Origin of the sequence: Streptomyces fradiae, assembly GCF_041270065.1 — a bacterium.
In the GTDB taxonomy this organism is placed as follows: Bacteria; Actinomycetota; Actinomycetes; order Streptomycetales; family Streptomycetaceae; genus Streptomyces.
Window position 1 is genome coordinate 1,211,537 of record NZ_CP065958.1, and the last position, 18,525, is coordinate 1,230,061.

Sequence of the window (18,525 nt, forward strand, 5' to 3'; positions counted from 1 at the left end):
GGCCGCCACCGACGCCGACCGCCCCACCGAGAACCCCTACTTCTAACCGTCTGGTGCCCCGCTGCGGCGGGGCACCGGTCTCTTGCTTCCCGTCGGCCTATGGCGATGCCCCGGTGTGGCTCGCGGTCTCTATCAGCGATCCCCGGCCGGGCCAAATCGCGGATTCTGCGGATCCTCTCCCCTGTCGATCCGACTCCCCGCGCCCAGGAGGCCCGTGTGCCCGCCCCTTCGATAACCATCACGTCCGAACTCAGCGGCAGCGTCGTGGCCAAGGGCGCCAACGACGACCTGTCCGCGATGATCCTCAAGCACGCCGGCTTCCGGCAGATCGAGGACTGGCACGGCCGACGCCACCGGCTTCCCACCACCATGCCGGTCGCCGACCAGGTCGCCATCGCCAGCCACGCCGCCGAGATGCTCCGCGCCGCCCGCTACGGCGTCGATCTCGCTCCCTCCCTGGACGAGGCCCGAATGAGCACCCTGGCGACCCCCCTGGAGTCCTACGCCGCCGGCGCCGCGCTTCTCCAGATCACCGACGAGATCCGGTCGGCCGAAAGCGGGGAAGCCCTCCGGCAAGCGGTCGACCAGCTCCTTCACCCCGAGCACGGGGCCCTGGAGCGTGTCCGGGAAGCGCTGGAGGCCGCCGGCGAGCACATCAGCGACCTCGACGACGAGGCGTACAGGTTGGCCGACCGGTTCGGCTTCGCGGCCGACTTCGTCAGCTCGGCACAGTCGGAGCTCGTCGGCTCCGAGGACGAGCTGCTTCGGGTCGGCGGCCCGTCCCGGTCCGGGAACGAGCTGCCGGCGCGTTCCTCGGACCTGTCCGCCTCTCGAAGCGCGGCACTGGCCGTTGCCCTGGCCGTCTCGCCCGCGGCGGCCAAGGTCGACGTCGCTCCCACGGCCTTCGGCACCGAAGTCGCGGAATCCCGCCCGGCTGTCCGTCCGCCGCACGCCTCCGGTCCTCGGCGGTGACCAGGGCGCCTTCTTCCACCGAGTTCTCCGCCGGCTTGTCGCGGACGTACCTCATGCGGGCGGCCGACGCCCTGGCCAGCGCGACGGCCACCTACGCGATCGAGATCCTCTACCCCCGGCCAGCGGGGTCCTCTCCGCCCGAAGTCTGGAGACGGTCCCGGGGCCGGACTATACGTGGCTGTACCGGGTGACCTGGTTCCGCGAGGTCGGCGAGCGGGTCGTGCTGCCGCCGGCGGCCTGGCCCTGCAGGTCCCGCCGTGACCCCGCCGTCTCCGGCCTCGGCCACCAGACCGGTCTCGTCTCCTCGGGTGGGAGCGCCTGCTCCCACCCGGCCCAGCCTGTCAGCACCACCCATCAGGAGGACCTGTGCCCGAGTACTACTCCAGCATCGGCGAGGCCATCGGCGCCGCGATGCAGCACAACATCCGGCTCGCCCACAGCGGGCGAAGGCCCCTCGACGACCCGCCCCTTCAGGTGCGTCGTCTCCCGTCGGCCGCCGCCGACCCGTACTCCGTGCCGGGAATGATCGCCCGGCTCACCGAGGACGCCTCGCCCGACGAGGTGGCCGGGATCATCCAAGAGGTCAACGGCGCGCTCGTCGGCGCTCTGCCCCAGCTGACCGAACTCGTCGCCGATGCCGCCGACTGGGCCCGCGTCCGCGTGGCGTTCGACGACCCGCGCCACAACCCCGCCGTGGAGACCTGGACCCGGCTGGCCGCCGCCCACGGCCTGCTCGAAGAGGTGCGGGAGCAGCTGGAGGCCGCCGAAGACGGCGTCGCCGCGTGCCCGGCCGAACACACCGACTCCCGGCACCACAAGATGATCAACGTTCTTCGGACACGGGGACTGCTCGACGACGTTCTCGGCGCTGGCCCGCACACCTCACCGCTCGGCGCCCGCAGCCCGGAAGCGGACTGTCGGCCCTCCCCAAGCGCTCCCTCCGCTCCTCCCGCCTCGCCCCGTTCTCCGGAAGGATCCCCAATGGGCAACTTGGCCGACGTCTACGGCACCGACGTCGAGATCTACTCCCGGGCCGACGGCCTGGTCTGGGCCGACGGGCGCACCGACCTGCCCGAATCGGCCCACCGCGTCCTGCGCTCCTGCGGCTTCGCCGCCCCCGGCGACCCGGGCAACCCCGCCTCCTACAGCCTCGAATCGCACATCGTCGGCCCGGACCGGCAGTTCGCCGCTTCCGCTGCCGTCGGCCAGCTGACCGATCTGGGGTACCGGGTCGCGATCGACCCGGACCTGGTTGTCGGCTACGTCGGCGAGACCGTCGACACCGACGCCCGGCGTCAGGCCGCCGCCCGCCAGACCTCGCCCATCGCGGCCAAGGCCCGCCCCGGCACCAGCACTCCACCGCCCGCCACGCCTGCTCCATCCGGGGGCCGCATCTCCCCTCGCTCTCGCTGAAACGTTCCTGCTCAACCCGTAAGGAGTAGCCCCGTGAGCACGAGAGCCGAGCGCGCCCCGCCCCCGCCCGCTCACACCCCAAGGAACCGCCCGTGCCTTCCCCGCGCACCAGTGCGCCATCGACGACCACCGGCTCCGACGCGCTCCTCTACCTCCTGTTCGGCGTCCTCGGCGCTGCCATGGCCTTCGGCTCCCTCGCCTGGCTGACCGGCAACCTCACCAACGCGCTTGTCGGAAGCGGCCCGTGGGCCCCGTTCAGTGCCACTGACTCCCTGCTGCAGCCCGAGGTGCTGTGGCCGGCCCTGAGCACCACCGCGCTGCTGGTCGGCGTCCGCGTCGTCCCCGGGCTGCTCACCCTGGCCCTGCTCACCACCGGCCTGGTGCTGTGGCTGCGCTGGCGCTCCGGTGCCAAGACCGGTCTCGCCCGCAAGACCGACCTGGCGCCGATGCTGGACAAGGAGATCACCGCCAAGGCGAAGAGCCTGCGCCCTTCCCTGAGCGACCGGGAGTGTAAAAGAGGTCGCTCCCGCCGACCGCGGCATCCTGCTCGGCACTCTTGACCCGGGTCGGGCTGATGTCCGCGCTTCCTGGGAGGACGTGATCGTCGCGATCATGGCCCCGCGCAGCGGGAAGACCTCCGGACTGGCGATCCCCGCGATCCTCTCGGCTCCCGGACCGGTCCTGCTCACCAGCAACAAGGCCGCGAACGACGCGTTCACCGCGACGGTGGACGCTCGAGCGGAGGTCGGTACGGTCTGGGCGCTCGATCCCCAGCAGATCGCCCACCATCCGCGCGAGATGTGGTGGGACATCCTGGCCGACGCCCGCGACCTTGCCGGTGCGAAGCGGCTGGCCGGGCACTTCGTCGCGGCGAGCGTGGACGAGTCGAGCGGTTCCGACTTCTGGTCCACCGCCGCGTCCAACACGCTCGGCGCGCTGTTCCTGGCCGCCGCGAGCCACCGGCGGCCGATCACCGATGTGCTGGCCTGGCTCGCCTCCCCCGCCGACCGGACCCCGGTCGACCTGCTCATCGACGCCGGCCACGACGCGGTCGCCGCCCAGCTGCAGGGCACCGTCTCCGGCGCGACCGAAACGCGCGACGGCATCTACGAGACGGCGAGGCAGTACGCGAGCTGTCTGCTCGACCCGGAGGTCGCCGCCTGGGTCACCCCGAACAGGGACCTCCCCGAGTTCAAGCCCCTCGCCTTCGCCACCTCCCGCGACACGCTGTACCTGCTGAGCAAGGACGGCGGCGGTAGCGCGTCGGCGATCATCGCGGCGGCGGCCGACGCCGTGATGCGCGCGGCCGTGATCGTCGCCGAGCGATCCGGCGGACGGCTCGACCCGCCCGCCCTGTGCGTCCTCGACGAGGCCGCGAACGTCTGCCGGATCTCGGACCTCCCGGACCTGTACTCGCACCTGGGCAGCCGGGGCGTCATCCCGATGACGATCCTGCAGTCCTACCGGCAGGGCCAGCGGTGCTGGGGCGAGGCCGGGATGGACGCCCTCTGGTCCGCCGCCACCGTCAAGATCGTCGGATCGGGCATCGACGACGCCGACTTCGCCGACCGGCTCAGCCGACAGGTCGGCGACCACGACGTCCAGACGGTCTCGGTCTCCACGAGCGAGGGCGGCAAGTCCACCTCGGTCAGCATGCGCACCGAGCGGATCCTTCCGCCCGACGCCATCCGCGCCCTGCCCAAGGGCAAGGTGCTGCTCCTGGCCACCGGTCTGCGGATCGCCATGCTCAGCATCCGGCCCTGGTACAAGGAGCCCTCCGCCAAGGTAATCGGCCCGGCCTCCGCCCGCGCCACGAAGGCCATCACCGAGCGGGCCCTGGCGAAGACCGTCGGCCACGACGACCTCGGGCTGTCGGCATGAACGCGCCCACGCCGCGTTCCGCGCGGCTGGCGCAGTCGCCGGCCGCCCTGTGTGACGGCCGGTGGTGGCTGGTCGGCGATGCCGGGTCGGTTCCCGTCTCCGATCCCTCCTTCGCCACCGTGCTGGACGGCTTCGCTGAGGCGGTGGCCGCCGCCGACCATGCGGTCGCCGATCTGCGTGCCCTGCCGGATGAGCCGTCCTCCCCCGGCAGGGGAGGTCGTCGATGAACCCGCTGCTGAATGCCGAGCAGGCGGTCCTCGGCGCGGTGCTACTCGACCCGGGCCAGCTCTCGAAACTGGAGTGGCTCGCGCCAGGTCACTTCTACCGGCCCGTCCACCAGGCGCTGTTCGCCGCGCTGCGCAAGCTCCGGGGCGACGGCCACCCCGCGGTGGAGGGCGAGGAGCCGGTGCCGCTGTCGTGGGTGACCGACGCGGTCGCCGAGGCCGACCTCCACGTCCGGGGGCTGACCGCCTCGTACGCCCATGTCCTGATCTCGGCCTGCCCTCGTCCCGCGCACGCTCCGGTGTACGGCCGGATGGTGCTGGAGGGGGCGATCCACCGCACCGTCACCGAGCACGCGATCCGGCTCCACCAAGAGGCGCGCACGGGTGCGCTGCGGGGCGAGGTCGAGGGAGCGCTGCACTACGCGGACGTCCTTGCGGGGGTGCTCACCGATCTCGCCCGGCGGTGGGGCACCGAACCGCGACCGGTCGCGCCCGCGACGCCTCCGGCCACCGTCCCGTCCGTCGTTCCGCCGGCTCGGGCCGATCAGGTGGCGGAGGACGAGGTGTTCCTTCTGGCCGTCCTCGTCGAGCGGCCGGGGGCCATGGGCGAGGTGGTGGACTGGCTGCGGCCGGGGGACTTCGCCGACCCGGTCCACGGGCAGCTCTACCGGTGCCTCGGCGCGCTGCACCACCGGGGTGAGCCCCTCGACCGGATCGCCCTGTTGTGGGAGGCCCAGCGGCGCGGGCTGCTGGCCGACGGCACGCTGTCGGAGGACCGGTTCGCCGGCATCTGTGACGGCGTGGGCGCCGGCGACGCCGAGTGGCTCGGCAGGCAGGTGATGCGCTCCTCGATCACGCGCACCGCCGGCGCTTCCGCCCGCGCCGTCCGCGCTTTGGCCGAGGACGAGGCCCTGGCTCCGGGGCGGCTGATCAACCATGCCCTGCACGCGCTCGGCCCGCTCGACGAGGTCCGCGCCCGCTGGGAGACCGCGCACGGCAGGCCGCCCTCCCGAACGCCCGCCCCCGAGCCTTCCCCGAGCAGGCCGCCGGTGGCACGGGTGCACGCGGCCCTCACCCGCAGCGCCCCGCGTGCCGCTCCGTCTCCACCGGACCGGCTCCGCCCCGGGCCGGCCGCGGCCACCGCGCGCCCGCCTTCACGCAACCACAGCTGACACACCTTCCCTCGTTTCCTCCCCGTAGACGGGATCCATCGTGACCACGAATCCTCTCGCCGACGCCCTGGCCCTACGTGCCATGGCCTCGAACTTCGACGCCCAGCGCGGCAAGCTCCCGGTCCCCGGCGACCCTCACCGCCTCCCCGGCAGCATCGCCGTCGCCCGGCAGATCTCCGAACTCGGCAAGCTGCTCACCGAGCTGGGCGACGAGGTCCTCTTCCGCACCGTCGACAAGTCGCCCGGCTCCTCCACCTCCCTGACCGTCTCCGGCTTCTCCGCCGCCGTACGTCCCGCCGGTGAAGCGGCATCCGCTCTCGGGGAGGTGGCGGAGCAGCTCGCGTTCCTGGAGCGGACCGAGCACCTGCACGACCTGCCGGACTCGCGGGATGCCCGTGAGGCGGCGGGGCGGGTGATCGACGAGGCGCTCGGGACGGCGGACACGGCCCTGCGAGGGGCGGCCGACTCGCTGCACGCCGCCTCGACGGCGGTCTCGCCGCCGTCGAGGCGGCTCCGGGCAGCCCTCGGACGGACCACCTCCCCCGCGTACGGGGCCGTACCGGCTGCCCCCGCGGCATCGGCGTCGGCGACGACTCCTGCGCCCCGGGCCGTACGGGGCCGGTGAGATGCCCGCCATCGTCTCCCGTTCTCCGCTGATCGGGTCGCTGTGCTCCGGGTACGGCGGCCTCGACCTGGGGGTGCAGGCCGCTCTCGGCGGCACCCTGGCCTGGCACGCGGAGGTCGATCCGAACGCCTCGCGCATCCTGGCCCGCCACTGGCCCGGCGTCCCCAACCTGGGCGACATCACGACCGTCGACTGGACGGCCGTCCCCCGGGTGTGCGTCCTGACGGCCGGCTTCCCCTGTCAAAGACGTCTCGGTCGCCGGCCGCCGGGCCGGACTCAACGCCCAGACCCGCTCAGGGCTCTGGCTGCACGTCGCCCGTGCGGTCGAGGCCCTCCGACCCTGCTTGGTAGTGATCGAGAATGTGCGTGGCCTCCTCACCTCCCCCGCCGGTTCCCCTGGCGACGTGGCACCCTGCCCGTGGTGTCTGGGAGACACCACAGGTCAGCCTCCTCTGCGGGCACTCGGTGCCGTACTCGGATCCCTGGCCGACCTCCGGTACGACGCGAAGTGGCTCGTGCTTCGCGCCTCTGACGTCGGAGCCCCGCACCGGCGCGAGCGGACCTTCCTCACGGCCTGGCCCGCCGGAGACCCTGCTCAAGACGCCGACCAGCAACATCGGCAGGAACGGCGGCTCCCAGCACCCCACGAAGAGGAAGAGCGGGGGTCACGGTCCGAACTTGGCCGACGAGGTCGAGTGGCTCCTGCTACCGACCCCGAAGGCGTCGGACGGAATCAAGGGCTCACCCAACCAGCGGCACGGCAACGGGGACATGACCCTGCCCAGTGCGGCGGCGTCGCTGTTGCCCACACCCCGGGCCAGCGATACGGGCACCCCGGGCCGCCGCCCCGGGAAGGGGTGGCGCCCTCCCCTGTCGGCGGTGGTGCTGCCGCTGTGGGCGGAGCCGTCCCCGGAAACCGAGGGGTCGAGCGGCGATGGGGACCGTACGCAGCCGCCATCGCCCGATGGGAGACGCTCACCCGCCCCGCGCCGGCGCCCACGGACGCGGCCGGTCGGCTCCGTGCCGACTTCGTCGAGTGGATGCAGGGCCTCGACGCCGGCTGGGTCACCGCCACCCCGGGACTCGGGCGTCCGGCGCAGCTCACCGCGCTCGGCAACGGCGTCGTACCCCAACAGGCCACCCAGGCACTTCAGTTGTTGGCGCCGCCATTCCCGCGCTGTCCGCGCTGCGCGACCGGGTAGCGGCTCCCTACCGGGTTTTCCCGGCCGGGCCAAACCGCGGATTCTCCGGATCCTGTCGGGCATGTCGCCGTCTCACAGATGGAGCACGCCCTCATGTCCGACACCAGCCCGACCACCCCCGCACCCGGATCAGGCTCCGGCCCTGAGCCGTTCCGGGTCTCCGACGGGGACCTCGACGACCTCGCCAGCACTCTTGCCAAGACCATGGCCGAGGTCAGGCGCCACGGCGTCATCCTCGAACGCCTCGGCTCCGAGCCCGATCCCGTACCCCCTGCCGAACAGCAGACGGACGGCGTTGCGGAAGCCGAGGCGGACGGCCCCACCTCGGTGTTCATTCTCGCCCTGGGCGGCGAGGAGTACGCCGTCGAACTCGCCTCTCTCAGCGACTGGGTGAACCACCTCCTCCTGCCGGTGTACGGCCGGGAGATCAGCACGACGCGCCCGTGGTGCGCGCAGTGGCACGAGCACCCGGAGGCCGTCGCCCGGCTGCACGCCCTCTGGCTCGCGTGGCAGCAGCTCACCGACACCGAGGCCGGCCTGGCAGGTCCCTCGACCTGGCACCGAGACCATCTGGACCAGGCCCTGGCCCACCTGCGTGCCCCGGACGGCCCCTTCGCCGCGTGCACGACGAGTCCCACCCGCCCCAACCACCGGATCCTGGCCACTCCCGCCCCCGAGTACGCGGAGGTGGCGGCATGAACGACGGCTTCGACTTCGACTTCGATCTCGACGAACTCGCCCCCGCCGATCCCGCGTCCGCGGAAGCGGTGGAACGGTTCTGGTCCGGTGACCTGAGGGCACTGACCCGGCACCACATCACGCCCGACGGCTCCCACGGCTTCGTCGTCGCCCACGACCAGTCCATTACGTGGGGAGCACCCGGCGAGCCCGAGATCATGGCGATCGCCGTCACCCGGGATCTCACCCGCTTCACGTTCACCCTGGAGACGAGCTACCACGCCACGGTGCCCTTCGCTCAGGCGTGGCTGATCGAGCGCGGCTGCCCGCCCGAGAAGATCGCCAAGCTCTACGGCGACGTCGTGAAGCCCGCCGACGACCTCACGGTCCAGGTCGAACGGCAGATCCGGGAATCGGGCACCCGGTACGAGGTCCTCGACACCCACACCTCGGACTTCGACCCGAGCGAAACGTGGACGCTGACCCGCGACTCCCGTGCCGCCGAGGCTCCGATCCGGGTCTTCCACGAAGAGTGGGGGCAGGGCGCCGACACGTACACGATGCGCGAGGGCGCCTTCGCCGACGTCGGCGCCGCCCACGCCTGGCTGGACGACCGCAGCGGCCCGCTGCCGGAACCGCCGGAGTACAGCGATCACAACGGCGCCGTCGTCCGGGCCCGCGTCGCCCGCATCGCCCTCGCCCGGTCGGCCGGTGCCTCCGCAGCGCCGAAGGCCGACCTCGGCGCCCCTCGTACACCGTCGGCAGAGCCCGGCCGGCGCCCGAGCCAGGGGAGGCCGATGTGAGCCGCGCCCGCTTCGCCTTCGCCGCGCACCCGGACGCCATCTCGGACCTTCGGGAACTACCCGACGAGATACGCGACCTGGCGCTGCTGGAGCTGCAGAACCTGGTCCACGGAAGCGACGACTGCCTGCCGTTGAAGGGCCGTCTCGCCGGCTATCACAAGGTCTACGTCGACCCTTCCGTCGCCTACCGGATGGTCATCCAGTTCCGTCCAGCCCCGCCGACCTCGACCCACACGCGCGAGATCTACCTCGTCGCCGCCGGAAGCCGACACGACTACGCCGTCTACCGCGCGGCCCACCAGCGCACCGGCCCCCAGCAGGGCGTCGAGGCCGACTCCGCCGCCGAGGCGCGCATACGTGCCGCCCGGTCCCGTTCTCCGCTCGCCTCCGACCGGCCGGTGACGGGCCCGACGGCTCCTCCCCCAGCAGTGACTCCGTCTCCGACCTCCGCTGACCGAAGGGTTTCCCAGCGATGACCGCTCCTCTGACCCGTACCGAACTCGCGGGCCTTCTCACCGAGGCCGCGCAGAGCGTCTCGAGCATCGTGACCGCCGAGTACCCGACGGCCGCCAGCCGCTCCTACCTGCACCCCGTACTGGGCCCGCTGTCCGCCGGACCCCGGGTGGTCGGTGAGCTGAACAACAGGTTCGAAGGGCTGGTGGCCGCCGTACCCCGCCCGGCCACGCCAGCGGGCCTGTTCGCCCTCGCCTCCTACGCCGCCGCACTGGGCTGGCTCACCGAGTCCTTCACCGAGCTGACCGCCTCGGTCGACCAGATCTGCACCCGCGTGGGCATCCCCTCCGAGCCCCGGAACCTGGCCTCCGCAGCGTCCGACGATTCCGGACAGGGCGGCGAGTTCGATCTCGCGTTCAGCGCGCTGGAACTGGCGGCGATCCGGACCGCCGCCGAGGCCGCCGGCCTCTCGCCGAACGACTACGTCGAGGTCCTCTCCCAGTCGCTGCTCGCCGCTTCCCGGATCACCGACGACTGCATGGAGATCTCCAGCAGCCTGCTCGAAGACGCCGCGTACGTCCTGGACGAGGCGAGCGACCACGTCCGGACCGACGACGGACCGAACAACCTGCCCACCCTGGTCCGCTCCCTGCTCGCCCGGATGGAGACGGCCCGGTGAACCCCTACGACCCGAACGAGCAGCCCGGCCCCCACCTCGTCGCCGAGACGCTCGGCGTCTCGGAAGTCACCACGCTCAACACCACGTACCGCCCCAGCAGTCCGCTGTACCGGGCCGCGACACGGGTGATCGGGGCCGCGTACGAACTTGATGCGCGGCACGACCAGGTGACGCGCGCCGCCAAGGACGCTCTCCGGCTGCTCGAACCCGTCGGGAACGGCAAGCTCGGCGGTGCACGCGTCTCGTACGCGATCCTGCGGAGTTCGATCCCGAAGCTCGGCGACCTCCTCACTCAGCAGGATCGGGCCTACGACCATCTCGTCGAGGCCATCTCCGCGTACCGGCGTCTTCTGCCCGAGTCCGGCACCGAGCACTCGACGGTGAAGGCCCTCGAGGCGGACCAGGAGCTAGGTGCCGGCCGGGACGACGACTGGGCCATCGCGGGTGATCGCCGGCTCAGGGCTCTCGAAGCTGCCGAGGCCGGCGGCCTCCGATTCCACCAGAGCGCGCTCTACGGCCACGCCTACGTCTCGGACAGCCGACGCCCGCACACCGCTCCTCAGGTCTGGCCCCAGACCGCTCAGCGGCTGGTCGCCGACGGACTGCTGCACCAGGACACCAGCGAGAGCCTGTACCGGCCCGGACAGCTCCTCTCGCTCACCCCGCAAGGCGAAGTCGCCCTGCGTGAAGCGCGTACGGCGACGCCGCGCGTGAACGCCGCCCTCATCCGCAGCAACGCCCCGGCCGGCCCCGGCCTCGTCGCCGACTCGGCCGCCGTGCCCGTCGCCTGGACGGCCAATACGGCCTCCCGCTCCCGCTGACTCCATCCCGACAGGACGCTTCCATGCCCGCCCCCGCTCAGCCCCCCGCCTTCTCCTTCGCATCGATCGACGCGCAGCGCGTCGAGGACGCGCTTGCCCGGATCGGACCGAAGTGGACCACCTGGTCGACGATGATCCTGGCCCAGGAGAACCGCCCCATGCGCGTGCGCGACGTCGCCGCCCAGCTTCCCTTCGTCGGCGAGCAGACCGTCAGCAAGCGCCTGGCTACCATGCACGCCGATGGACTGGTCACCCGGTCCGACGACCGCCATGGGGCCCCGTACCGGCTCAGCGCGCTCGGCACGGCACTGGCTCCCGTGTACCGCACCGTGTCGGACTGGTCCCGGGCCCACCTGCCGCTCGGGGCGACGGCCGAAGCCCATCGCGTCGAGGACGCCCTGCGTCGGCTGCACCTTCAAGACTCGACCGCGGTGATCCAGGTCCTCGGCGTGAACGGACCGACGCGGTTCGTCCACATCGCAGAGGAGGCCGGTCTGGACAATGCGTGGACCCGGCATCGTCTTCTGCGGCTGCAGGCCGACGGCCTGGTCACCCGCGCCGGTCCGCGCCACGGCGACCCCTACGTCCTGACCGATGCCGGTCAGGCGTTGGGAGCCGTCTACGCAACCGTTGAACACTGGAGCGAGCCGATAACGACGCAGAGGGCTTCGCCGACTCCGCGCCCTGCCGCGACGGCCACTCAGACCCACGCCGGGAGCCCGCTGCGGGCGGACGGTGCCCGAACCGCGGTGGCCCTGCGGCGAAGCACTGCCGCGCCGACCTCCTTGTCCAGCCACGCGCCGCAGCCGCAACCGCGGGTGCCGACGGCGGTGGCCGCCCAGTCAGCCCCGGGCCGAGCCCGGTGACCGGGGTGAAGAGAACCAGAGCCGCCCTGCCGCTGCCACGGCGTCCGTGTGCGCGCCGGCTGATCATTCTGTCGCGCACGCGGGCGCGTTCCCTTCCCCGCGCCCGGAGCTTCGACCATGCACTCCCCTGACAGCCCGGACCGGTACGAAGAGGTACTGGTCAGCCCCATGTACCTCGCCGGCTCCAACGGAGCCGGCGACGCCGGCTTCGCCCCCGTGGCCCACTGGCCGCACCACTACCTCGACGACGGCCCCTGCCAACTCCTCGTCACCTCGCCCGACCAGCGGATCAGGATCGGGTGGTACGGCGACGACTTCGAGCTGTGGAAGATCACCGCAGCCCAGGAGGCCGTCGCCCCACCACACTGGACGGCGACCTTCAACCACGTCACCCCGGCCGAGATCGTCGCCGGCCTCACCACCGCCCTCGCCCAGGACTACGCCGCATCCGACCCGTACGAGAACGACGGACGTTTCCTGGCGAACCCGTCGGTGCACTGGGCCGACGCCGTTCAGCCGCTGCTCGATGCCGGCTGGCAGCGCAGGCTCACGTACGGACTCATCGAGATCACCGCTCCCGACAGGCTCGCAGGCGTCGAGATCGACACCCTTCGCGGGGGACCCGACAGCGAGGCCGTCACGCTGTGGGCCGGCCCCCGGGGCTGGGGTACACGGGCGGAGGCGGTGTTCACGTCCCGCACCCCGTCCCACCTGATCGCCGCGACGGCTGCCGTCATGGCGAGTTCAGCCCCGGTGGTCCGTGAGCGGCACATGATCCACCGCGAGGTGGAGCCGCTGGTCACCCTGACGCCGGTCGACCCGGCCGCGGCTCCCCCGGGCCCTCGCTCTCCGACTCCGCTCGACGTCAGGCGCACCGCCGTCACCGAGGCCGTCCGCCGTGCCGCGCGCGCTCCGCGGACAGCCGCCGACCTCCGCGTGATGGCGGCCCAGAGCCGCACCACGTCCTCGGCCCGGAAGCGGTCGCCCTCCCCCGCACCCACGGCCGCAGCCCGGGCGCCGGTCGCTTCGTCGGCACGCCGGCACAGTCGCTGACTCCCGCCCGGCCCTTCACGGGCGCCCTCTCCACCCCTCCGGACACCGGGAGTTCCCTCATGCCCGACACCACCGCACTCGACCAGGCCACCTCCATGATCGAGAAAGCCTGGGCCCAGCCCATCGAAGCCCTGGAAGTCCTCGCGGTCCGCCGCCCCTGCGAGGACCCGCTCCTGCGCTCGGCCATGCACATCCGTACGGCCCTGGCCATCACCGACAACGCGGCGGCCGTCCAACAGGACCGTCTGCACGCCCTGACCCGGCCCGGGTACGTGCCGGCGTACTACGAGCTGGACCGGCTCGTCAGCTCGGCGGCCGACCTTCGCGTCGCGCTCGCGGAGAGCGGTGCACACGTGCAGGCGATCCGGCGCGTGGTCGAGGCGCGCGAAGCCTCCTCGGCGGCGGACCGGGGGCCGGCGGCGAGCCTGTCCCGGGCCGCTGTCGCCCGCTCGGGGCTCGCTCCGCGTGCTCCGAGCCAGCTGCCCGATCAGCCTATTCCCGCCGCCGTCGGGCCGCCAGCGCCCGCCTCAGGGCCGCGTCGCTGAACGGTCAGGCGAGGTCCTCGTCCCGGTGGGCGTCCTCGGTGCGGGCGCCCACCGCGCGGGCCAATTCCTCCACCGTCAGCTCGACGCACCGGCCTTCCGCGACCCGGTGCTCCACCACCGCGTCCTCGTCCGGCCACCTGTCGGGCTGCACGCCGACACCCCACTGGCCGTCGGCGACCATCGCGATATCGCCGACGGTCCACGGCCGCCCAGCAGCTCGGATCTTGCGCTCCAGCCCGGCCCCGTCCCAGTGTCTGTCCGGCTCCCGCATCCCTGCTCCCCCTCCGGTCCCATACGGCTCGCCGCCGTAACTCGGTTACGACAACCCCGGCCGCCGTTCCATTCCCTCCATCGGCCTCCTGGCGGTCCGTCCTCGGACAGTTCGCCCACGGCAGACGGACCGTCCCCGGAAACGACTACGAACTTCGGCACGCCCCATGTCAACGTACGGGTGCCGGGAAAAACCGCAGGTCAACGAAGGGATCGTCCAACCGTGAACGCCTCCGCCGCCCTCCTGCCCGCCGTCGTCCGCCCCTCCGTGGAAGACCGCCGCTGGCTCTCCTCGGACCACTGCGCCACCCCGGTCCTCGAACTCCTCCACGCCCTCGACTGGACGGTCGTCGACACCCCGGAGTGCAACGTCCACGCGACGAGCCCGGACGGCCGCGTCTACGTCGGCTGGCTCCCCGAGGACCCCACCGCCTGGACGCGCGACATCGTCTGGCAGGTCCAGGTACTGCCCACCGAAGGCGACGTGTGGGTCCAGGAGTTCGGCACCCACACCCCCGCCGAGGCGGTAGCCAGCTTCATCACGGCCCTCGTCGCCCACTCCACCCGCTGAACCGGTGGTCAGGGCGGGCCCTCGCCAGCCACACCCAGGGGCCGAAGGTCCCCCGGGACCTGCTCCGTCTCGGCGCCTCCTGACGCTCCCGCCCCGTACGCCCTCACCTCTCCCGGAGGCTTCCCGTGCCCCAGCACATGACCGTCGGCCATCTGCTCCGCCAGCTCCAGGACCTCGACCCCACCCTTCCGATCCGCCTCGCCGTCAACCCCGACTGGCCCTTCACCCACCACCTGGCGGCCGAGGTCGTCGTCCGGGACGGCAAGGCGTTCATCGTCGACGACGGCCAAGAGGGCTACCTCCCCCCATCGGTCCGCGACGCCCTCGTCTGGTCCTAGCCCCGCTTCCCTGCACCCCGGAGGCTTCCATCCCGCCGCACATACACCCGCTGCACGGCCTCGCCGTCCGCCCCATGCCGGACGGTGTCCGCGGCGCGCTCGTTCAGCGCGTCTCTCCACGGTACGACGGCCCTCTCGACGTCAGCTGGCTCCCCGTCGATGCCCAGAAGCTCCCCCTCGGCCGCATCCGCCTCCACTGGGAGCCCGCTCCCCGCGCCGGCTGGAACGTCAACGCCCACCTGGGCCTGGCCACCACCGAGGTACACCTCGCCTCCTGGCCCGCGGCCCCGGACGACTGGCCACGCCTGGTCCGCCCGACCCTCCACGAGGTGACCGGCCTGTGCGCCGCCCTCGCGTTCACGACCAAAGCCCTCGACCTCTCGAACCGCCTTGCCGAGGTCTGACCGAGCACTGCAGAAGGCCGCCTCTCGCCAACCTGGCCGGGGCGGCCTTGTCTTGGTGCCCAGCCGTGTCCCGTGTGCGCACTTCCTGAGGAATAGATACTTCTACCTCAATAGGCGCAGTCGTCGTACACCTGATAGTCGCGACCTTCACAGAGGCTGCTGGAGTACCCGGGGTCCCGGATCTCGCTCGTAGGGTTCGGGTCGGCAGGAGCGGGTTTCTCGTTTGCCGAGACGACAATTGACACGACGGCGACGACCAAGAGCGCGACTACAACGAAGATGCATCCTGGGTGCTGCTGCCCCGCCGTGCCGGGTGCAGCACTGCGTCCTGCGCGGGCGCGGCGGTGGCCTGCCTGCTGGTAGTGGTCATCCATCACTTGCGCATATGGGACACCAATACGCAAGGGGACAATCTTCCCGCAGTGCTGGCAGTTGTATTTGCCCATCTTTCCCCCAAAGATCGAGGACGGTTCTCGAGTCCGCCGAACGGCACGCTGCCCGCTCCACGCGCGACGGCGCTCGGCCCCTGCTCTGCGGTCACCCGCTCCGCTCGACTCGGTCCTTGGCCCACCACAGGAACGCGGCCGAGTGCTGCTGGTTGGCGAAGCCTTCTCCGACGAGGGTACGAAGGAGATCATTGCTCCAGAGAATGAGGCGTCCACGGGTCCAGCTCACCGACTCGGGTGCCGGAAGCTCCAAGCCGTAGACCAGGCGTGCGATCTCGCGCTTGCCACCCGCATCCGTCATGTACTTGAGGATCGTGAGGAATCGCTCGGGGTACACCACGCACAGGACTCTTGTCAGGAGCGCTTCCTTGAAGCCGGTCATGGCGAAGGGCTTCGATCCGTCGAGCAGTTGCTGGAGCCGGTCCTCCAAGGGCACCTCGCCAGGTCCGTGCAGGAGGTACCCGATCGTTGAGCGGGTTGCCTCGGCTGCCGCCACATCGCCCATGTCGTTCCATGCGGAATTGAACGTGGCCTGGTTCCCGGGCCGCGCGCCGATCTCGGAGTTGGCGAAGTCCTTGAGCACCTGCGGGTTGCACGTTCGCAGCCCGTCGGGGGCGAATATCTCCTGGTATTTGGACCAGTAGGCGGCTACTCGCGAGTCGAGGTCCGGCTTGACCGCGAGGTACTGCGCCTTCAACCGGGCCACGCGTTCCAACCGCTCGGGATCGACGTCCTCAGGTTTCGGGAACCGTGCCTTGAGCGCTTCGAAGGAGCGGTGCGTCTGCTTCTGCGGGGACGGGAGTCCGCCGTGCTCCCACTCGAAGCCGCACCGGTGTCGGACCACCCGGCGTCCGCCGTCGAGCGTCGCGCGCACCTCGATGTCCTCGTCGTCACTGCACAGCGGACACATGGCCATGGACATGACTACCCCCGGTTCTCCTCGCGCCGCCGCCCGCCCCCGAGCCGGCTCGCTCCCCATCGGTTTGAAGGGTGCGGCAACAGGGCCGCATCGACGGTGAGCGTACCCGTCGCCCCCGCATGGTGCTGCCAGGCCGCGTGCGCGGAACGGCGGGGGCGGGCGTTCGCTGCCAGCCCTGCTGGAAATGGTTCCGCGCCGCCAGGTGCGCCGGTGCCCGGCACGTGTCGGTCCGGAATCAACTGGGTGGATTCGGGCCGGACCGCGGGGCGTCGGGCCGTAGGATTCGGCAGTGAGTGCCGACGGTGTCTACCCGTCGCGTGCCCTCTGGGGAGGAAACCACATGCAGGACCCTTCGGACTCGATGGAGATAGCCGTTCCGGGGGAGAACGGTCGGAGCGATTCCGCCGACTCGCTCATTGCAGACGGCCCGGTGTCCGACTCGGACGTCGACTCGACGGCGGTGTCGACGGTCCTGGTGGAGGTGCTCCCGGGGGTGGCCGTCGTCGCCGGTGAGGTCCCGCCGGAGCTGAAGCCCGATCTGATCGACTTCGGGATCGTGCCGGCTGCCGACCGCAAGCAGATCTCGGCGGTCCTCGCCTCGATCGGTAACGCGGCGACCTTGGCAGGCAATCTCGGAAACGCGTTCGCCAGCGTGCAGGGGCTCTACAGGATCGGCGACACGGCGCAGGCCCTGCTCAAGAGCGGCGCGACCCTCGCCGCCAAGGACGGCGGGAACCTCGGCGCGGTGATGGTTCCTGGCCGCTTCTTGCATCAGGCTCGCTTCTACTCCGTGAACGCGGTGAGCAAGGCGCAGACCGCGGCCTCGGTCGGGCCGGCGCTGGCCATGGTCGCCCTTCAGATGATGCTGAGTGAGGTCTCGGGCCTCGTCAGGGCCAACCTCGCGGTGACGAGTCAGGTCCTTGCAGACATCCGCAAGGATCAGTGGGCTGAACTGACCGGGCTCGTCGCCGCCATCGATCGCGCGGTCGCCCAGGCGCGGGAGATCGAATCGGTCCCGACGTCCTTGTGGGATGACGTCGCGGGCAGTGGAGCGCTGCTGCAGAAGCAGCTTGAGCTCTACCAGGGGAACGTCCGCGACCACGTCCGGCAGATCGGTCGGGCTGACGCACGCAGCCACCGTGAGTATTTGCAGACGAACGCCGAGGCGATCGCTTTCGACGCCTACGCCCTCCTGTCCTCCCTCAAGGCATGGACCAGGTACCACGCGCTCCGCGCCGCGAGGGCGAGAGCCGCTGGGCGCGAAGACGCCGCCGAGGCGCAGTATGCCGAGGTCATCGCACGCGACACCCGCGCGGAGTTCGACTCCGTCCTCGCCGAGTCGACGAGCCTCGTCGACTCGCTGACGCGGGAGTTGCGGATCACCGTCGAGCTCCCCGGGCCCGACTCATGGCCGCTGCCGGGGAAACGGAAGGACGTGAAGGCTGCCCGTGAAACCTCCGCCCGGCTTCTGGAAGCAATCGCGCCGCTTGCCGACGCTCTCCACCCGCCGACTCCTCCGCTCGAGGCCCCGAGCATCGTCTGCGCCCCCGAATCGCTGACTCTCGAACCGTACCTTCCCATCCTGCGCTGGTTCCTCAAGGACGGTGAGGCCCTGCGCGTCCTCGGCTTCCCCGACCAGCTCGATGCCTTCGGCCCCATCTCTGCGATCTTCAGCGGAGCAAAGGAGAAGTTGGCTGCGGCAAGGGACAAGGCATCGGCGAAGACCCTGGTCGCCGTCACGGATCGCCGCATCATCACAGCCAGGGCGAACGCATTCCTTGAGCAGGGCGAGATCGTTCGGGACATCCCGATCGATCTCGTGCGATACGTACGGGCAGCGACCGCGCAGGACGGAAACGCGCGTCCGGCGATCGATCTCATCACGCGCGACGAGAACATCCGGTGGCTCTTTCAGACCGACGTAGCCGACACCGAAGTGGACGCGCTCGCCGCCGTGCTTGCCGAATCGATGACGATCCCGGACGTGGAACGCAATGAGTTTCAGCGGCGCCGCTACGCCCTCCCCCAGGCGGGCGGAAAGAACGAGAACGCCAGCACCAGATCTACGGAACCGGCTGGTTCCGACGCCACAGCCTGTGACAGCGAGTAGAACCGGAGCGGTCGATCGTTTTCGGGGAGCCGGTCACCGCAGCAGAGCGTGGACGGGCTCGCCAGCGTACGAGATTCGAC

General features: G+C 71.4%; 19 protein-coding genes and 3 pseudogenes. 20 read left to right on the forward strand and 2 right to left on the reverse strand.

The features are described 5' to 3' along the window. The first annotated feature begins 216 nt into the window (after window positions 1-216). From JAO84_RS05250 to JAO84_RS05325, 16 genes and pseudogenes are all read left to right on the forward strand, one after another. Window positions 217-972 (forward strand): hypothetical protein, encoded by a 756-nt coding sequence (locus JAO84_RS05250; protein WP_370410837.1) that lies wholly within the window; start codon window positions 217-219, stop codon window positions 970-972. A gap of 366 nt (window positions 973-1,338) precedes the next feature. Beyond that, complete coding sequence (locus JAO84_RS05255; protein ID WP_370410839.1) at window positions 1,339-2,385, forward strand: hypothetical protein; 1,047 nt, start codon at window positions 1,339-1,341, stop codon at window positions 2,383-2,385. A gap of 92 nt (window positions 2,386-2,477) precedes the next feature. Next, window positions 2,478-4,266: pseudogene (locus JAO84_RS05260) on the forward strand (type IV secretory system conjugative DNA transfer family protein). Then, window positions 4,263-4,493 (forward strand): hypothetical protein, encoded by a 231-nt coding sequence (locus JAO84_RS05265; RefSeq protein ID WP_370410841.1) that lies wholly within the window; start codon window positions 4,263-4,265, stop codon window positions 4,491-4,493. The pseudogene JAO84_RS05260 and the gene JAO84_RS05265 overlap by 4 nt, the downstream one beginning before the upstream one ends. Beyond that, complete coding sequence (locus JAO84_RS05270; RefSeq protein WP_370410842.1) at window positions 4,490-5,662, forward strand: DnaB-like helicase N-terminal domain-containing protein; 1,173 nt, start codon at window positions 4,490-4,492, stop codon at window positions 5,660-5,662. Before JAO84_RS05265 ends, JAO84_RS05270 begins: the two co-directional genes overlap by 4 nt. 40 nt (window positions 5,663-5,702) lie before the next feature. Then, window positions 5,703-6,287 carry a hypothetical protein gene (locus JAO84_RS05275; protein ID WP_370410844.1) on the forward strand — a complete coding sequence of 195 codons (585 nt, stop codon included), beginning with the start codon at window positions 5,703-5,705 and terminating at the stop codon, window positions 6,285-6,287. A 1-nt stretch (window position 6,288) separates the two neighbouring features. Continuing rightward, window positions 6,289-6,462 (forward strand): annotated as a pseudogene (locus JAO84_RS05280) (DNA cytosine methyltransferase); the annotation flags it as partial. 121 nt (window positions 6,463-6,583) lie between these two features. After that, window positions 6,584-7,489: pseudogene (locus JAO84_RS05285) on the forward strand (DNA cytosine methyltransferase); the annotation flags it as partial. 93 nt (window positions 7,490-7,582) lie between these two features. Then, a complete protein-coding gene (locus tag JAO84_RS05290; protein ID WP_370410846.1) occupies window positions 7,583-8,188 on the forward strand; it encodes a DUF4913 domain-containing protein in 606 nt (201 codons plus the stop codon). Beyond that, window positions 8,185-8,970: a glycosyl hydrolase gene (locus JAO84_RS05295; RefSeq protein WP_370410848.1), complete on the forward strand. Its 786-nt coding sequence runs from the start codon at window positions 8,185-8,187 to the stop codon at window positions 8,968-8,970. Before JAO84_RS05290 ends, JAO84_RS05295 begins: the two co-directional genes overlap by 4 nt. Continuing rightward, window positions 8,967-9,446 (forward strand): hypothetical protein, encoded by a 480-nt coding sequence (locus tag JAO84_RS05300; RefSeq protein WP_370410850.1) that lies wholly within the window; start codon window positions 8,967-8,969, stop codon window positions 9,444-9,446. Before JAO84_RS05295 ends, JAO84_RS05300 begins: the two co-directional genes overlap by 4 nt. Then, window positions 9,443-10,102 (forward strand): hypothetical protein, encoded by a 660-nt coding sequence (locus JAO84_RS05305; protein ID WP_370410852.1) that lies wholly within the window; start codon window positions 9,443-9,445, stop codon window positions 10,100-10,102. Before JAO84_RS05300 ends, JAO84_RS05305 begins: the two co-directional genes overlap by 4 nt. After that, a complete protein-coding gene (locus JAO84_RS05310) occupies window positions 10,099-10,923 on the forward strand; it encodes a large ATP-binding protein (protein WP_370410854.1) in 825 nt (274 codons plus the stop codon). Before JAO84_RS05305 ends, JAO84_RS05310 begins: the two co-directional genes overlap by 4 nt. A gap of 23 nt (window positions 10,924-10,946) precedes the next feature. After that, on the forward strand, window positions 10,947-11,789 hold the full coding sequence (locus JAO84_RS05315) for a winged helix-turn-helix transcriptional regulator (protein WP_370410856.1): 843 nt from the start codon (window positions 10,947-10,949) through the stop codon (window positions 11,787-11,789). A 117-nt stretch (window positions 11,790-11,906) separates the two neighbouring features. After that, window positions 11,907-12,842: a DUF317 domain-containing protein gene (locus tag JAO84_RS05320; protein ID WP_370410858.1), complete on the forward strand. Its 936-nt coding sequence runs from the start codon at window positions 11,907-11,909 to the stop codon at window positions 12,840-12,842. 59 nt (window positions 12,843-12,901) lie between these two features. Further along, on the forward strand, window positions 12,902-13,387 hold the full coding sequence (locus tag JAO84_RS05325; protein WP_370410860.1) for a hypothetical protein: 486 nt from the start codon (window positions 12,902-12,904) through the stop codon (window positions 13,385-13,387). Between the two features lie 4 nt (window positions 13,388-13,391). Here JAO84_RS05325 and JAO84_RS05330 read toward each other — a convergent pair whose 3' ends face one another. Further along, on the reverse strand, window positions 13,392-13,658 hold the full coding sequence (locus JAO84_RS05330; RefSeq protein WP_370410861.1) for a hypothetical protein: 267 nt from the start codon (window positions 13,656-13,658) through the stop codon (window positions 13,392-13,394). A gap of 222 nt (window positions 13,659-13,880) precedes the next feature. Here JAO84_RS05330 and JAO84_RS05335 point away from each other — a divergent pair, with 222 nt between their 5' ends. The 3 genes from JAO84_RS05335 (at window position 13,881) to JAO84_RS05345 (ending at window position 14,970) form a co-directional block, all read left to right on the forward strand. Beyond that, complete coding sequence (locus JAO84_RS05335; protein WP_370410863.1) at window positions 13,881-14,228, forward strand: DUF317 domain-containing protein; 348 nt, start codon at window positions 13,881-13,883, stop codon at window positions 14,226-14,228. A gap of 125 nt (window positions 14,229-14,353) precedes the next feature. Further along, window positions 14,354-14,566, forward strand: coding sequence for a hypothetical protein (locus tag JAO84_RS05340; RefSeq protein WP_370410865.1), 213 nt, complete (start codon window positions 14,354-14,356; stop codon window positions 14,564-14,566). A gap of 74 nt (window positions 14,567-14,640) precedes the next feature. Then, window positions 14,641-14,970: an esterase gene (locus JAO84_RS05345; protein ID WP_370410867.1), complete on the forward strand. Its 330-nt coding sequence runs from the start codon at window positions 14,641-14,643 to the stop codon at window positions 14,968-14,970. Between the two features lie 537 nt (window positions 14,971-15,507). Here JAO84_RS05345 and JAO84_RS05350 read toward each other — a convergent pair. Continuing rightward, window positions 15,508-16,338 carry a hypothetical protein gene (locus JAO84_RS05350; RefSeq protein ID WP_370410869.1) on the reverse strand — a complete coding sequence of 277 codons (831 nt, stop codon included), beginning with the start codon at window positions 16,336-16,338 and terminating at the stop codon, window positions 15,508-15,510. Between the two features lie 337 nt (window positions 16,339-16,675). On the opposite strand from JAO84_RS05350, the gene JAO84_RS05355 reads away from it, so the two are divergent. After that, entirely contained in the window at window positions 16,676-18,445 is a 1,770-nt protein-coding gene (locus JAO84_RS05355) for a hypothetical protein (RefSeq protein ID WP_370410871.1), read from the forward strand. Window positions 18,446-18,525: the final 80 nt, after the last annotated feature.

Excerpts from the sequence above, each read along its gene's own strand:
- JAO84_RS05345 (WP_370410867.1), top strand. The coding sequence starts at position 14,641 with ATGCCGGACGGTGTCCGCGGCGCGCTCGTTCAGCGCGTCTCTCCACGG.
- JAO84_RS05295 (WP_370410848.1), top strand. The coding sequence starts at position 8,185 with ATGAACGACGGCTTCGACTTCGACTTCGATCTCGACGAACTCGCCCCC.
- JAO84_RS05290 (WP_370410846.1), top strand. The coding sequence starts at position 7,583 with ATGTCCGACACCAGCCCGACCACCCCCGCACCCGGATCAGGCTCCGGC.
- JAO84_RS05355 (WP_370410871.1), top strand. The coding sequence starts at position 16,676 with ATGCAGGACCCTTCGGACTCGATGGAGATAGCCGTTCCGGGGGAGAAC.
- JAO84_RS05350 (WP_370410869.1), bottom strand. The coding sequence starts at position 16,338 with ATGTCCATGGCCATGTGTCCGCTGTGCAGTGACGACGAGGACATCGAG.
- JAO84_RS05315 (WP_370410856.1), top strand. The coding sequence starts at position 10,947 with ATGCCCGCCCCCGCTCAGCCCCCCGCCTTCTCCTTCGCATCGATCGAC.
- JAO84_RS05265 (WP_370410841.1), top strand. The coding sequence starts at position 4,263 with ATGAACGCGCCCACGCCGCGTTCCGCGCGGCTGGCGCAGTCGCCGGCC.
- JAO84_RS05305 (WP_370410852.1), top strand. The coding sequence starts at position 9,443 with ATGACCGCTCCTCTGACCCGTACCGAACTCGCGGGCCTTCTCACCGAG.
- JAO84_RS05325 (WP_370410860.1), top strand. The coding sequence starts at position 12,902 with ATGCCCGACACCACCGCACTCGACCAGGCCACCTCCATGATCGAGAAA.
- JAO84_RS05320 (WP_370410858.1), top strand. The coding sequence starts at position 11,907 with ATGCACTCCCCTGACAGCCCGGACCGGTACGAAGAGGTACTGGTCAGC.
- JAO84_RS05330 (WP_370410861.1), bottom strand. The coding sequence starts at position 13,658 with ATGCGGGAGCCGGACAGACACTGGGACGGGGCCGGGCTGGAGCGCAAG.
- JAO84_RS05270 (WP_370410842.1), top strand. The coding sequence starts at position 4,490 with ATGAACCCGCTGCTGAATGCCGAGCAGGCGGTCCTCGGCGCGGTGCTA.